At 69.3% G+C, this 14,342-nt stretch carries 11 protein-coding genes; 4 read left to right on the top strand and 7 right to left on the bottom strand.

Annotated elements, in window-relative coordinates:
- The first annotated feature begins 79 nt into the window (after nt 1–79).
- From B3D50_RS05235 to B3D50_RS05225, 3 genes are all read left to right on the top strand, one after another.
- A complete protein-coding gene (locus B3D50_RS05235; protein WP_286949901.1) occupies nt 80–1,327 on the top strand; it encodes a hypothetical protein in 1,248 nt (415 codons plus the stop codon).
- An 85-nt stretch (nt 1,328–1,412) separates the two neighbouring features.
- Nucleotides 1,413–1,763: a Grx4 family monothiol glutaredoxin gene (gene grxD / locus B3D50_RS05230; protein ID WP_003165880.1), complete on the top strand. Its 351-nt coding sequence runs from the start codon at nt 1,413–1,415 to the stop codon at nt 1,761–1,763.
- A 6-nt stretch (nt 1,764–1,769) separates the two neighbouring features.
- Nucleotides 1,770–2,195, top strand: a complete 426-nt coding sequence (locus B3D50_RS05225; RefSeq protein ID WP_088410192.1) for an acyl-CoA thioesterase — start codon at nt 1,770–1,772, stop codon at nt 2,193–2,195.
- Between the two features lie 153 nt (nt 2,196–2,348).
- Here the strand turns inward: B3D50_RS05225 and glyS are convergent, their stop codons facing one another.
- Genes glyS through B3D50_RS05210 form a run of 3 tightly spaced genes read right to left on the bottom strand, consistent with a single transcriptional unit; the run spans nt 2,349 to nt 5,958 of the window.
- Nucleotides 2,349–4,556: a glycine--tRNA ligase subunit beta gene (gene glyS, locus B3D50_RS05220; protein ID WP_286949897.1), complete on the bottom strand. Its 2,208-nt coding sequence runs from the start codon at nt 4,554–4,556 to the stop codon at nt 2,349–2,351.
- Nucleotides 4,556–5,062, bottom strand: a complete 507-nt coding sequence (locus B3D50_RS05215) for an endonuclease domain-containing protein (protein ID WP_286949896.1) — start codon at nt 5,060–5,062, stop codon at nt 4,556–4,558. Before B3D50_RS05215 ends, glyS begins: the two co-directional genes overlap by 1 nt.
- A complete protein-coding gene (locus B3D50_RS05210; RefSeq protein ID WP_003165881.1) occupies nt 5,059–5,958 on the bottom strand; it encodes a glycine--tRNA ligase subunit alpha in 900 nt (299 codons plus the stop codon). Before B3D50_RS05210 ends, B3D50_RS05215 begins: the two co-directional genes overlap by 4 nt.
- 111 nt (nt 5,959–6,069) lie before the next feature.
- Here B3D50_RS05210 and B3D50_RS05205 point away from each other — a divergent pair, with 111 nt between their 5' ends.
- Complete coding sequence (locus B3D50_RS05205) at nt 6,070–6,819, top strand: polysaccharide deacetylase family protein (protein WP_286949891.1); 750 nt, start codon at nt 6,070–6,072, stop codon at nt 6,817–6,819.
- Nucleotides 6,820–6,919: 100 nt separating this feature from the next.
- Here B3D50_RS05205 and B3D50_RS05200 read toward each other — a convergent pair whose 3' ends face one another.
- The 4 genes from B3D50_RS05200 to B3D50_RS05185 all read right to left on the bottom strand — a co-directional run bounded on the left by B3D50_RS05200 (nt 6,920) and on the right by B3D50_RS05185 (nt 14,295).
- On the bottom strand, nt 6,920–10,153 hold the full coding sequence (locus tag B3D50_RS05200) for an autotransporter domain-containing protein (protein ID WP_286949888.1): 3,234 nt from the start codon (nt 10,151–10,153) through the stop codon (nt 6,920–6,922).
- A 422-nt stretch (nt 10,154–10,575) separates the two neighbouring features.
- Complete coding sequence (locus B3D50_RS05195; protein ID WP_286949886.1) at nt 10,576–11,475, bottom strand: hypothetical protein; 900 nt, start codon at nt 11,473–11,475, stop codon at nt 10,576–10,578.
- A 35-nt stretch (nt 11,476–11,510) separates the two neighbouring features.
- Nucleotides 11,511–12,410, bottom strand: a complete 900-nt coding sequence (locus B3D50_RS05190; RefSeq protein WP_286949884.1) for a 4-(cytidine 5'-diphospho)-2-C-methyl-D-erythritol kinase — start codon at nt 12,408–12,410, stop codon at nt 11,511–11,513.
- A 7-nt stretch (nt 12,411–12,417) separates the two neighbouring features.
- On the bottom strand, nt 12,418–14,295 hold the full coding sequence (locus tag B3D50_RS05185; protein WP_286949881.1) for a tetratricopeptide repeat protein: 1,878 nt from the start codon (nt 14,293–14,295) through the stop codon (nt 12,418–12,420).
- Nucleotides 14,296–14,342: the final 47 nt, after the last annotated feature.

The following is a 14,342-nucleotide window of genomic DNA, read 5'->3' as shown; positions in this document are numbered from 1 at the left end:
AACCCTTCGAACGGCGCTGCGTTTGCTTGGACGCCCCCCGGATCACCCTCGTGATCCCGAAGCGGGACGACGGAGCGCCATGTTCGAATTCGGCAGAGATCTGAGACGGCTGTTCGAGAAGGCGCGCGACAGCGACGATCTCGGCTGGCTGGAGCTGATCGGCGCAGGGCTTGTGGAGGTCGAGGCCCGTCAGCAGGCCACGGATGCGGGCCGCGTCTCCTGCGCCCGCCCCTTCGAAGCCGCCCTGCGCGCAGCCGCCCTGTGGCGCGAGCACGCCCGCCGCTGCGGCGCCGCCGCCAGCATCGACCGCGCCGAGACCGCCGGACGCGACGCCGTCAAGATCGCCGCCAACGACGATCAGGCCGTGCGCGCCGCTCTGGACCTGGCTCAAACCGGGATGCTGGCGTTCGATCTGCGCGGCGGCCCTGAACGCCTGACGGCGGCGCTGGGCCTGTTGGGCGACCTGCCCGCCGCGCGGCGCGCCGACACCGCCGCCGCCATGGCCGGCCTGCACGCCCGCCTGCGCGCACGTCAGGCCCTGTTGTCCGGCCGCCTGCCCGACCTGACCGAGGCGACGGCCCTGCTGGACGCCGCCCTGGCGCGAATGAAGACCGGGCGCGCGGCCGAGGACGAGCTGCGCATGGATCGCGCCGTCGTGGCGCTGGAGGCCGGGCTGATCGCCCGCGACCCGCGCCTGCTGGATCAGGCGGGCCGCGACCTGCGCGCCCTGGTCGAGGCCGCCTCGCCGGAACAGCGCCCGCTGAGCCGCGCCCGCGCCCTGGCCCTGTGCGGCGCGGGCATGGCCGCCCTGGCCGCCGTGGCCGAGGACGCCGCCGCCCGCGATCAGGCCCAGGCCCTGTTCGACGCCGCCGCCCAGCTGTTCACCCCCGACCACAGCCCGCTGGACTGGGCCGCCATCCAGGTGATGCGGGCCGAACGCGAGACCCTGCCGCCGCTGGTGCTGATCCAGGCCGAGGCCCTGACCGAGGGCGGGGGCCTGATCCTGGGCGCCCTGGCCCATGAGCAGCGCGTGGCCCAGGAGGCCGCGCGCGCGGGCGCCGCCGGCGACCTGACCGCCCTGCTGGAGATCGAAGGCGCCCTGCGGCGGCGCCTGGTGCGGCCTTCGGTCTCGGCCACGCCGCTGGACTGGGCGGCCGAGCAGATCGGCCTGGCGCGCATCGCCCTGGCCCGCGCCCGCTGGACCGGCGAAACGCCCCGCGCCGTCGGCCTGATGCTGGCCGAGGCGGCCCAGACCGCGCGCGAGCACGGCGCCGCTGGCCTGGCCGAACGCGCCGAACGGCTGACGCCGCGCCCACAAACCGTCTGATCGAACGCGGCCGAGACGCCGCCCGGCCTTGACCCGGCCCCATTGGGCGCCTAGCTCACGGGCTTCGCAGAAGGGTTCCGACACAGTGACCGAACAAACCGCCGCCGATCCCGTCCACGCCTTCATCGCCCAGACGGTGGCCGAGCATGACGTGGTGCTCTTCATGAAGGGCACGCCGGATTCGCCGCGCTGCGGCTTCTCCTCGGTCACGGTCCAGATCCTGGACCACGTGGGCGCCCCCTTCGTCGGCGTCGACGTGCTGCAAGACGAAGCCCTGCGCGAAGGCATCAAGGCCTTCACCGACTGGCCGACCATCCCCCAGCTCTATGTGAAGGGCGAATTCGTCGGCGGTTCGGACATCGTGCGCGAGATGTTCCAGTCGGGCGAACTGGCCGCCCTGATGTCTGAAAAGGGCGTCGCCCTCGGCGAAGCCTAAGCGCCGATGGCCCGGCCGCAGCTGCAACCGCGTGAGGACCGCGAGGTCTTCGTCGTCCCGCTGGACGTGCGGCCGGAACACATCGACGAGAACAATCACGTCAACAACGTCGTCTACGTCGGCTGGCTGCAGGACGTGGGCACGGCTCACTGGAACGCGCGCTTCGACGACGAGACGCGCGCCCGCTGGTCGTGGATCGCCCTGAGGCACGAGATCGACTATCTGCGCGCCATCGCCCCCGACGCGACCGGCGTCGTCGCCCGCACCTGGGTCGGCGATCCGCAGGGACCGCGCTTCAACCGCTATGTCCGCATCGAGGACGCCGAGGGCCGCCTGTGCGCGCAAGGCCTGTCCGAATGGTGCCTGGTCGACGCCAAGACCCTGCGCCCCGCCCGCATTCCCGCCGAGATGCTGGGACCGTTCACGGCCTAAACCTCCCTTCTCCCCTTGTCGGAGAAGGTGGCCTGTCAGGGCCGGATGAGGGGTCTTGCGACGGCGAATGAAGGGCGAGAAGAATGTCCCGCAACCCCTCATCCGTCTCGCTTCGCGAGCCACCTTCTCCCACAAGGGGAGAAGGACGATGGATCAGCCCGCGATCTGGCCGAAGTCAGCCACCCGGTTCATCACGCCGCGCACCTGAACCAGCAGTTTCAGGCGGTTTTCGCGCTCTTCGGCCACGTCGGAGTTGACCATGACGGCGGTGAAGAAGGCGTCCACCGGGCCGCGCAGGGCGGCCAGCGCCGTCATGGCGGCGGCGAAATCCTCGGCCTCCAGCGCCGCGTCCACGGCCGAGGCGGCGGCGGCGGCGGCGAAGGCCAGGGCGGTCTCTTCCGCCGGCTGGTTCGGCAGGCCGGTGGCGACGGCGCCCTCGGGCAGCGGCCCCTTCTTCTCCTCGGCCTTGAGCAACTGGGCGGCGCGCTTGTAGCCCGCCAGCAGGTTCGCCCCGTCGTCCGTGGCCAGGAAGGCGGTCAGCGCCTCCACCCGACGCACGATCCGCACCAGATCGTCGTCGCCCAGCGCAAAGACGGCCGCCACGAGATCGTGACGCTGGCCCTTGTCGCGCAGCAGGACAGTCAGGCGGTCGGCGAAGAAGGCGAGAACGTCCCACCCAAGTTGCGTGAGGCCAGCCTGATAACCCAGCGCCCCATGTCCCCAATCGGCATCATCAGTTCCGTCAAGCATGGCTGCGATACGGATGCGATCCGCTTCGATCTCTTCCTTGTGCAGAACCGCCTGACGAACCACAGAGGCGCGGTCGTAGTTCGGCAGTTTCTCAAGGTTGCGCATGCCTGACAGATATTCGCCAGCGACGAACGTCATGCCTTGCAACGGCATCCGCACCCCATTCTCCAGCACCAGTCGGATCACGCCCAGCGCGGCGCGGCGAAGCGCATAGGGGTCTTTCGAGCCCGTGGGCTTTTCATCGATGGCGAAGAAGCCGACCAGGGTGTCCAGCTTTTCGGCCATGGCGACGGCGACCGTGACCGGGGCGGTCGGGACGGTGTCGCCCGGTCCCTGCGGCTTGTAGTGGTCGCGGATGGCGTCGGCCACGGCGTCGGGCTGACCGGCCAGACGGGCGTAGTAGCCGCCCATGATCCCCTGCAGTTCCGGGAACTCGCCCACCATGCCCGAGGCCAGGTCGGCCTTGGACAGGCGCGCGGCCTGTTCGGCCTGAGCCGGATCGGCGCCGACCAGCGGGGCGATCTCGCGCGCCAGCGCCGCGATGCGGTTCACCCGCTCGGCCAGGGTGCCCAGCTTGGCGTGGAAGGTGACGTCCTTCAGCTTGGCGTTCCAGGCGTCGAAGCCGACCTTCTGGTCCTCGGTCCAGAAGAACTCGGCGTCGCTCAGACGCGCCGACAGCACCTTGGCGTTGCCGGCGGCCAGAGCCTGACCCCCGTCGGTCGCCTCGACATTGGCGACGACGACGAAGTGAGGGGCCAGGCCGTCCTTGCCCGGTTCGCGCACGGCGAAATACTTCTGGTGCACCTTCATCGACAGCTGGACCACTTCCGGCGGCAGGGCCAGGAACTGCGGGTCCATGTCGCCCAGGATCGGCGTCGGCCATTCGGCCAGGCCCGACACCTCGTCCAGCAGGCCGTCGTCATCGACCAGGGCCAGCCCCTTGGCCGCGCACACGGCCTTGGCGCCCTCAAGGATGCGCAGCTTGCGGTCGGCGGCGTCCAGAAGGACGAAGTTGCGCTCCAGCTTCTGGCGATAGTCGGCGAAGTCCTTGACCGCGAACGGCTGGCCCGCGCCCATGAAGCGGTGGCCCTCGGTCACGTCGCCCGATGGGATGCCGTCGACCTCGAACGGGATCACCGCCCCGTCGAACAGGGCCAGGATGCGCTTGATCGGCCGCACCCAGCGCTGGGTTCCCGTGCCCCAGCGCATCGACTTGGGCCAGGGGAAGTGGCGGATGATGTCGTCGACGCTCTCGGCCACGACCTCGGTGGTCGCGCGGCCCTTGCTGCTGATTTCGGCGAACCAGACGCCGTCGCGCTCGACCAGTTGATCCTGCGTCAAGCCGGTCTTGCGCAGGAAGCCTTCCAGCGCCTGCGCCGGGGCCGAGGTCTTCGGGCCCTTCAGCTCTTCATTGCGGTCGGGCGTAGCGGCGGGCAGGCCGTCGATCACCAGCGTCAGGCGGCGCGGCCCGGCGTAGGTGGTCAGCGCCTCCCAGGTCAGGCCTGCGGCCTTCAGACGGTCGGACGCCATGCGCTCCAGATCGCGCGCAGCGCCGGGCTGCATACGGGCGGGGATTTCTTCGGAGAAGATTTCGAGGAGAAGCTGGGGCATCAGTTTTCGTCCCGCACCCATTGATCGCGGGCGCGCCAGAGAGCCCTTCCCCCTTGATGGGGGAAGGGTTGGGATGGGGGTGACAGCACGGCCGAACGGATCGCATCGACCACGTCCGGCAAGCCGTCCGTCACCTGTTTGGTGGAAAAGCGGATCACGCGAAAGCCTTGGCTTTCAAGCCAGGCGGTGCGTTCGGCGTCATAGGCGGCGGCTTCGAGTTCGTCATGCAACGGCCCGTCGATTTCCACGATCAGACGGCTGTCATGATGGGCGAAGTCCGCGATGTAGCGACCGATCGGCGCCTGACGGCGAATGTTGAGTTTCAGGCGGCGCAGTTCATCCCAGAGAATACGTTCGGGGAAGGTCATGTCGCACCGCAGACGTCGAGCGCGGCCGACAGCGCCGGTCAGATGGTGGACGCGCGGCCGGCTTGCGGCGTCACCCCCATCCCCGACCCTTCCCCCATCAAGGGGGAAGGGAGCCTGCGCTCGACCATCAATCGTCACGCCGTCGCCCGTTCGTGTTCGACTTGAGCGAGGGCGCAGGCTTTGCACAGGTCGCGGATGCGGCCGATGTAGCTCTGGCGTTCGGCGACGGCGATGGCGCCGCGGGCGTCCATCAGGTTGAACAGGTGCGAGGCCTTCAGCACCTGGTCATAGGCGGCCAGCACCAGCGGCTGCCCCTGCGGCCCCTTCATGGTCAGGAAGTGCGCGGCCTCGCGCTCCATGTCCTCGAAGCGGCGCTTCAGCGCGGCGACATCATAGCCGTGGAAGTTGGCTTCCGACTGCTGGCGCTCGTTCTCGAGGAAGACTTCGCCGTAGGTCAGGCCCTCCTTGTTGAACTTCAGGTCATAGACGTTGTCGACGCCCTGAACATACATGGCCAGACGCTCCAGCCCGTAGGTCAGCTCGCCCGAAACCACGTCGACTTCGATGCCACCGACGCCCTGGAAATAGGTGAACTGCGTCACCTCCATGCCGTCGCACCAGACTTCCCAGCCCAGGCCCCAGGCGCCGACGGTGGGGTTCTCCCAGTCGTCCTCGACGAAGCGGATGTCGTGCAGGCTGGGGTCGATGCCGATGGCGCGCAGGGAGTTGAGATACAGTTCCTGCAGGTTGTCGGGGTTCGGCTTCAGGATGACCTGATACTGGTAATAGTGCTGCAGCCGGTTGGGGTTCTCGCCATAGCGGCCGTCGCCGGGGCGGCGCGACGGCTGGACGTAGGCGGCCTTCCACGGCTTCTTGCCCAGCGCCCGCAGCACGGTGGCGGGGTGCAGGGTGCCGGCGCCGACCTCGATGTCATAGGGCTGCAAAATGGCGCAGCCCTGCTCGCTCCAATAGTGGTGCAGGGTCAGGATCAGATCCTGAAACGAAAGAGGTTCAGCAGCGGCCACGGTCGACATTTCGGTCCGATTTCGGGAGGCGCGGACCATAGGGCCGCCACGCTTCGCCAGCAAGGCGAGGCGGTGCAATCCTTCACCCTTCTGCAAGCGCATCTGCGCTAGAAGGCGCCCATGATGCAGCAACGGATCGATCAGATGCGCCGCCGGGCGGCGCGCTATATGGGCGTCAGGCCGGTGACAGTCGCGCCTGCGCGCGGGATTCTCAGCCTCAGCTTCGACGACTTCCCGGCCAGCGCCTGGACCGAGGCGGGGCCGATCCTGGCCGAGCACGGGATCAAGGCGACCTATTACGTCGCGGGCGGCCTGTGCGGCGGCGAGAACATCGGCAAGGCCCAGTTCGAGGTCGAACACCTGCAGGCCGCGCATGAGGCGGGCCATGAGGTCGGCTGCCACACCTTCGACCACGTCAGCGCCCTGCGCCTGAGCCCCGCCGAACTGACGGATCAGCTGGCGCGCAACGCCGAATGGGTGGCCGAGCGGCTGGACGGCCACGTCATGACCACCTTCGCCTGGCCCTTCGGCGACGTGGCCTTGAGCGGCAAGGCGGTGATCGACGAGCGCTTCCTGCTGGGACGCGGCGTGCGTGACGGGGTCAACGCCGGGCGCGCCGACCGGGCCAATCTGCAGGCCATCGGCCTGGAGTCGCGCCGCCTGCCCCACTACGACCTGGAGGCGCTGGTCGCCCGCGCGGCCGAGGCGCCCGGCTGGCTGATCGCCTATGGCCACGATGTGGAGAGCGATCCCACCCCCTACGGCTGCACGCCGGAGGATCTGGACCGCCTGATCCGCCTGGCCAAGGCGGCGGGGCTGGAGATCCTGCCGGTCGGCGAGGCGTGGGAGCGATTGGGCGGCAGCCTCTAGGTTCCGCTCATCCCGCCCAAAGAGAAACGCCGCCGCCCGCTGAGGGCGACGGCGTCTGTCCGTCAGGATCGCCGGGGCCGAAGCCCCGACGCCCGCCTTATCAGAACCGGAAGCTGACGCGGCCGGTCAGGCGGTGGTCCTTGTAGTCGTCGTTGAAGACGCCCGAGTAGCCGACCTCGATATTGGTCGACTTGGACGCCTCGATGTTGAAGCCCAGGCCCGCCTGCAGCGCGCCCGAGTTCAGGTCGGCGCCCTCGACGCGGAACACCGGACCGTCCGCGAAGGCCGCGTTGAACACAGGGCCGTCGCCGCTCAGGTCTTCGGTCCAGGCCAGGTGGCCGATCGCCGACAGCGCCGGACGTCCGTTGCCGCCCGCCAGATGCGTCTCGGAGCGCAGACCCGCCGTCAGCAGGTCCGAGGTCTGGGAGACGTCGCCCGACAGGGCCGCGTCGCCGCCGCGCTCGACCACGTCCGCGTCATATTCGACGCGGGTGTAGTTCAGGTACGGCTCCAGCACGGTCGAGGCCATGACCGGCTTGCGCCACGACACTTCGCCGTAGGCCTGCCAGGCTTCGCCGTCGTAGCGGCCGGTCAGTTGCTCGTTGAAGCGGTTCAGCGAGGCCGAACGGTCGGTGCGGGTGCGCGAGTCCATCCAGGCGCCGCCCAGGCGGAAGTCGAAGCTGCCCAGGCTGGCGGCGCCGTAGACGCCGATGTGCTGGGTCTTGACCTCGCCCGTCGACAGCAGACGGCTGGCGCGGATTTCCGACTGGCTTTCACCGACGGCGACGCCGATGTGGGCGCGGCCGTTCAGCGTCTTCTCGACACCGGCCAGATAGCCGGTGGCCTCGCTGCGGAAACCGGCCAGTTCGCCGTTGTCCTGACGCCCGCTGCCGAAGACGCCCGAGGCCCAGACGGCGACGCCGCGGCCGTCGGTCGCTTCCGTCGCGCCGTTGCGGCCGCGCGTCAGCATGGCGTCGCGGATGAAGCGCGAGTCGCCCGTGGCGACGCCCGCCAGGGTGGCGTGAACCTCGCCCGTCAGGCTGTTCAGAGCGCCGCGGACATTGGCGACGCTGCCGTCCAGAATGGCGTCTTCCAGCGCCGTGTTGCGGACCGCTGAAGGCGCCGCTGTGCGCGTCGACGCCGCACCTGCCTGCGACGACGGAGTCAGAACCGCGCCGGTCATGACGTCGAGCGCCGCGCCGACCGACTTCTGGTTCGGCGTCACGCCGACCGAGGCGATGGTCACATCATTGCGCGCCAGCGTCAGCTGCACGGCCTTGTCGCTGTAGGTCAGGATCGGCTTCAGGAAGGCCAGATCGCTTTCCGCCCCCGCGAAGACGCCGGTGACGCCGCCCTCGGACTGCAGGATGTTCATCCGCGTGCGCAGGTTCCACTCGCCCTGGTCGGCCTTCAGGATGACCTTGCCGCCTTCCAGCGTCGTCGCGCCTTCCACGGCGACGCGCGAGTGCTGGGCGCCGTTCACGCTGGAGCGGATCCACAGATAGGAGCCGTCCTTGAACACCAGATTGTCGGCGATGGTCAGCGTGCCGAACGGATTGGCCTTGTCGCCCGGCGCCAGGACGCCGCCCTTGTCGACGATCACGTCGGCCAGACGGCCCACGCCGCCCAGCATGCCCAGATCGGCCACGGTCGAGGTCGAGTTGATCAGGCTGCCGTTGACGGTCAGCAGGCCGCCCTCGACGCGGGTCGCGCCGGTGTAGTCGTTGGCGCCGGTCAGGATCAGCTCGCCGCCGCCCTTCTTGACGATGCCGCCGATGTCGTCCGGGTATTCGGCCAGCACCTCGGCCGAGTAGCGGTCGCGCGCGTCGCCGATGTCGTTGCTCCACACATCGACCGTGCCGACGCGGACATTGACGTCGCGCACGTCGCGCAGGGCCGTCGGGCCCTTCAGCGCGACCTCCATCTGCGGCGCGCCCCAGCCGGACTTCAGGTCCACGCCCGGCGTGTCCAGATCCAGCGAGCTGGACACCAGGATGTCGCCGATCAGGGCCGTGTCGTACTCGGCGAAATGCTCCATCAGCAAGGCGGCGAAGCCCGAGATGTTCGGCGCCGCCATCGACGTGCCCGTATAGGCGGCGTAGTCCGGCCCCGTGTAGTTGAGGATCGTCTCCAGCTTCTCCACCAGGATGCTGTTGGCCAAGGTCAGCACCTCGGACGAGAACTCCGGCGTCAGCTCCGCCATATTGCCTGCTGACGTGAGCAAGCTCGCCAGATCGGCGGTCAGACCGTCGGGATCGGTAAAGAGCGCGCCTGAGATAACCGTGAAAGCGGCCGCCTGCTCAGCGACATAACGGCGGGCGGCCGCTTCGTCGAAGGGTTGACCGGCGAGTTCGGCGGCTTCCTTGGCGTCCAGGTAGTCGTTGAGAACACCCACGAAGCCATAGATCACCGCATTTTGCACTTCTCCGACCGTCGTCGCCGTATACAGCGGCAGATAGTCGTCCCAGGCATAGGCTGCGAGCAGAGCCTCATAGTCGTATTGGAATCCCGGCACGGCCGACACGATCTGGTGGCCCGGCCCGGCGACGCACCAGGTGGCGCTCTGACCGCAGAAGCTGGTCGAGGCGCTCGGCGTCAAATCACCCGTATAGTTGGCCACGGACAGCCAGTTGGAGCGAAGGCGCGGGTCCGACATGGGAGCCAGCGCATCAATGCCCGCATGAACGCCGTAGCCGTTGCCGGCCGAGAAGACGACCAGGACATCATTGTCCAGAACCGGCTTAAAGAAATCGCCGAGATCCTCGCCGAGCAACAGCTTCACGACATCAGCCGGCGCATCATAAGGAATACTATTCCTCGAACCCCAACTGTTGTTGATGATCCGCACCTCGCCCGTCACGGCCAGGTCGACGATGTTGGTCTGGGCCGTGCTGACGATGTCGCCGTTGATGAAGACGTCGCGGAACCACAGGAAGTCGCCGGCGGCGAAGTTGGTCGTGGCCGAATAGATGTTGGCGCCGAAGGCGTTGCCGAACATGGCCTCGCCGTCGATGCGGGCGCCGCCGATGGTGCCGGCGACGTGGGTGCCGTGGCCTTCCCAGCCGCGACGCGGGTTGATGCGGCCGTCGTTGCCGTAGTCGCTCGAAACGACCGTGTTCAGCCCCTTGATCTTGCCTTCCCCGCCGAACAGCGGGTGATCCATGTAGACGCCTGCGTCATTGACGCCGATCGTCAGCCCCTTGCCCGTCAGGCCCAGGGCGTAGGCGTGCTCCAGCCCCAGATAGGCCTTGGAGTAGTCGACCGAAAATTGAGCGTCTTCGCGCCAGGACGTCAGCGCCGTGTCGTAGTTCGCAGTGCGCGACCCGTCCGCCATGTAGAACCCGCCCGGCGGCGACGTGACATTCGTCTGAGCGGAAACATCACTCGCCCAAACCAGGGCGGAACCAGCGGCTGCAACCAAGAGGCCAGCCTTGAACGCGTTAATCATAGATCCCCACAAGAGCGACAATGGCTATTCGAAGAGGGGCCGCCTCCGTCTCGACAGCCCTTGACCGCCGCTCCACGCGCCCCTCTCCGCACCATTTGAGACGGAAACCTCCGCCTACTGTCAATCATGGAACGAAGATCATTCACCAAAACGCCTGTCAGCCAAAATGGTCACGCTTGAGTGTCCCGAAATTAGAATTTCCCTCCAACCCCCGCCCTTCATGACTCACAGGGGTTTGGGCGCCGCCTCAATCGGCCTTCTCCTCGCCCAAATTGAGCCACAACCGCGTCACTCCGCCGCACTTCGCCTTAGGGTTGAAGCAGCCCTCTCGCCTCGGCCCAGCGAATCAGCGGTTTGCGAGGCCAGCACAGCAGCCAGGAGCAGGCGCTGTATTCGCCCGCCTCGATCATGGCGCGGCGGGTAGGCGATGAGGCGGAGGCGCGCTCATCGTGGATTTCGCCGCCGCCCTGATGGATCATGAAGGCGCCGTTGTTCACGGGCGTGGTGCGCAGATAGGTCAGGCGCGGGCTGATGGTCTCCAGCGGCGGATCGAAGAACCAGCTGGAGCCGATGACGCCCGCCAGTTCGGGCCGCGTCTTCAACAGGGCGGCGGCGGCGGCCCAGTTGCGCTCCCAGCCCGCCTCGTTGAAGTCCGACAGGTCGCGCGCCTCCGTATGCGTCTCCAGCCAAGGTCGCCAGCCGCCCGCCTGGACCCAGCCGATCAGCGGACCGGGACCGCGCCCGCCCAGCATGTGCCGCACCACCAGCCCCGGCCCGACAGGCGAGGACAGGTCCAGCATCTGGGTGTTGCTGCCCGGCACGCTGAGCGCCAGGGACACGCGCACGTCCTTGGCCCAGAAGTCAGGGTCATAAGGGTCGACGCCGCTGTCCAGATAGGCGGCGAGCCGGTCGATATAGGTCGGATAGCCCGCCAGCACGGCCTGCGGCAGGCGTTCGGCGGCGATGCGGCCGGGCAGCTCCAGCGCCCAGGCGGCGATCAGGCCGCGCCTCTGGTCGTCGTTCGCGCCCTCCCCCAGAAGGCTGTCCACAGTGCGGGCGGCCAGCTCGAAATCCCAGTGCGGGGCGACCTCGGCGGCGGCGCGGGCGGCGGCGTCCTTGATCTCGTTCACGCGGGCGCGGTCGGCGGGCGACAGGCGCGACAGGGCGCGTTCAAAGGCGGCGGTCTGTTCGGGCGTGAGCTGGGTCATGACCGCCAGCTTGGCCGCAGGGGCTGTAAATCCGGTTAAATAACCGCACGCGGTTCGATATCCGGCGCGCCTAGCACCACCGGCCGCGACCACCAGCCCGGCCGATCCAGGGCGAAGGCCGCCTCGATCGCCGCCGCGCGGCCGTCGAACAGGCCGAAGACCGTCGCGCCCGATCCCGACATCCGCGTCAGCCGACAGCCCGGCGCGGCGCGCATGGCGGCCAGCGCCTCTTCGATGCCCGGCGTGACGGCCAGGGCGGGCGCCTCCAGGTCGTTCCGCTGGGCCGACAGCCAGTCGATGACGGAGGCGACATTCCAGTCAGCCGGCGATTGCGGCCGATCCGCGTCCCCTGCGGGCGCGGCGTCATAGGCGCGATAGACCGCCCCCGTCGGCGACGGCAGGCCGGGGTTCAGCAGCACGCCGTGCAGCGTGGGCAGGCGCGGCTCGTCCTCGAGCGCCTCGCCGACGCCCGACGCCCAGGCCGGACGCGCGCGCAGGCACATGGGGCCGTCCGCCCCGGCGGCCAGGGCGAGTCGCTCCAGTTCCGCCTCAGCCCTGTCGAGGCCCAGCAGGTGCGCCGTCAGCCGCAGCGCCGCGCCGGCGTCCGCCGAACCGCCGCCCAGCCCGGCGGCGATCGGCAGGCGCTTGTCCAGGGTCACGGCCACAGGCGGATCACCGATCCCGGCCGCCGCGCCCAGGGCGCGCAGGGCCTTGAGGATCAGGTTGTCGCCCTGCCCGTCCAGACCGGCGGCGAACGGCCCCTCGACCGTCAGGGACAGGGCCTCGGCGCGGCGCACCGCCACCCGGTCGCCGACATCAGCGAAGACGGCCAGGCTGACCAGGGGATGATAGCCGTCGGCCTGCACCGGCCCGACGTGCAGCAGCAGGTTGATCTTGGCCGGCGCCAGGCCGCTCAGAGCGTCGGAAACGGACATGGCGGCGTCAGTCGGCCGCGCCGCCCGCAGACCCCAGCCCCTTGTCCCCGGTCGGATCCTGGCCCAGGCGGTCGCGCAGCTTGGCCTCGACCTCGCCGCGGCGCTTGTCGTCGACCTCCAGCGTCAGGACACGGTTCCACTGGAAGCCCGCCTCGCGCTGGCGGCCCACGGCCCAGTAGGCGTCGCCCAGGTGGTCGTTGATCTCGGCGTTGGCGGGCTCCTTGTCGACGGCGCCCTCCAGATTGACCACCGCCGCCTCATACTGCCCTTGGCGGTACTGGGCCCAGCCGAGGGAATCCTGAATATTGCCGTCCTTGGGCTCGGCGGCGTGGGCGCGGGCGATCATGGCGGCGCCCTCCTGCACCCGCGTCCCGGTGTCGACCCACAGATAGCCGAGGTAGTTCAGCAGGGTCGGATTGTCGGGCTGCATCTGCAGGGCGGCCCACAACTCGGCCTCGGCCTCGGTGTCCCGGTCCAGGGATTCATAAGCGGCGCCGCGCAAGAAATGGACCTCGAAACCCTGATCCGCCGTATTCAGCAGCGGGCCGTTCAGCAGCTCCAGCGCCGCTTCGTGCCGTTCCATCTGCATCAACTGGCTGGCCAGCATATAGGCCACGCCCGCCTCGTCGGGGCGGGCGGCGGCGGCGCGGCGCAGTTCGACCAGGGCCTCTTCATCCCGTCCCGCCTTGCCCAGGCTTATAGCCGTCTGGATACGAGCGGCGGCGTAGAGGGCGGGCGAGGCCTCGCTGACGTCCGCCAGGGCCGCCCGGCCCGCCGGTTCGATCCCGCCCTGGATCAGGGTCTGGCCGATCAGAAGCTGGGTGTTGTCGTTGGGGTCCAGGTTCTGGGCCAGGCGCAGATAGACGACGCCGAACTCATGGGCGCGCTGGGCGATCATCTGGTCCGCAGCGGTGCGCAGCGCCTGGGCGGCGCCCTGGCGGAAGCTGGGCAAGGCGGGCGGGCGGCCCTTGGCCAGCACCCGCTCGCGCCCCTGGATCACGCGCCGGTCGGCCGTTCCGGCGGTGATGGCGGCGTCATACTGGACCAGGGCGTCGTCGCGCCGACCGCGCCGCTCCAGGAACTCGCCGTACGGTTGGCGGAACAAGGCGCCGGTGATGGCGTGGCTGGTCAGGTCGCGCCATTCGGCGTCGGCTTCGTCATAGCAGCGGCGCTGCTCCAGCAGGCGGGCGCGGTTGGCCCGGGCCACCATGGCGCTGACCGGATCAAAATCGGCGGGCGGCATGGCCAGAGCGCGATCCCAGTCCTTGGCGGCGGCGGCGATCCAGCCCTGGACGTAGAAGCCCGCCCGGTCATGCGGCTCGCCGACCGGGGCGTCCTTCAGCAGGGCGTCGGCGCGCCGGGCGTCGCCGCCAGCATAGGCCTGCACCGCCTGAACCAGGCGCCCGGCCTGGACGATGACCGGCGACACCTCGGGGTCAGTCGGGGCGATGCGCCCCGCCTCGTCCAGATCACCGGCCAGAAGGGCGGCGGTGAAGGCCTGTTCGCGCACGCGCGGCTGTTCCGGCGTCAGGGCGTAGACGCGGCTGAGATAATCGGCCCCGACCGCGCTCTCGCCGCTGGTCAGGGCGTTGCGGCCCGCCAGGTAGAGGCCGAAGGCGCTGTTCCTGTGGGCGTCGAGCGGGATCGGCGCCCACACGGCGGGGATGGGCGCGACCTTCGGCTCTTCGGGCGTTTCCGGCTCGTCGGCGATGATGATGTGCGGGACGGGATCGCCGTTCGGCTCGGCGTCCTGCCCCGCCGGAGCTTCGGCCGGCGTTTCCGGCGCAGGCTCGAGCGCCTGCTGCGCCAGGGACGGCGCGGCCAGCGACAGCGTAAGGGCGGAAGCCGCCAGGAACAGGACAGGACGAGAAGAGACGAAACGCATGGCCGGACCCTTCACGCTTTCCCTTTCGCCCGCAAGAGTCTGAAAAC

The sequence above is a fragment of the Brevundimonas sp. UBA7507 genome, from assembly GCF_002478355.1.
GTDB lineage: Bacteria > Pseudomonadota > Alphaproteobacteria > Caulobacterales > Caulobacteraceae > Brevundimonas > Brevundimonas diminuta_D.
This window is presented reverse-complemented; position numbering and strand designations above follow the sequence as displayed.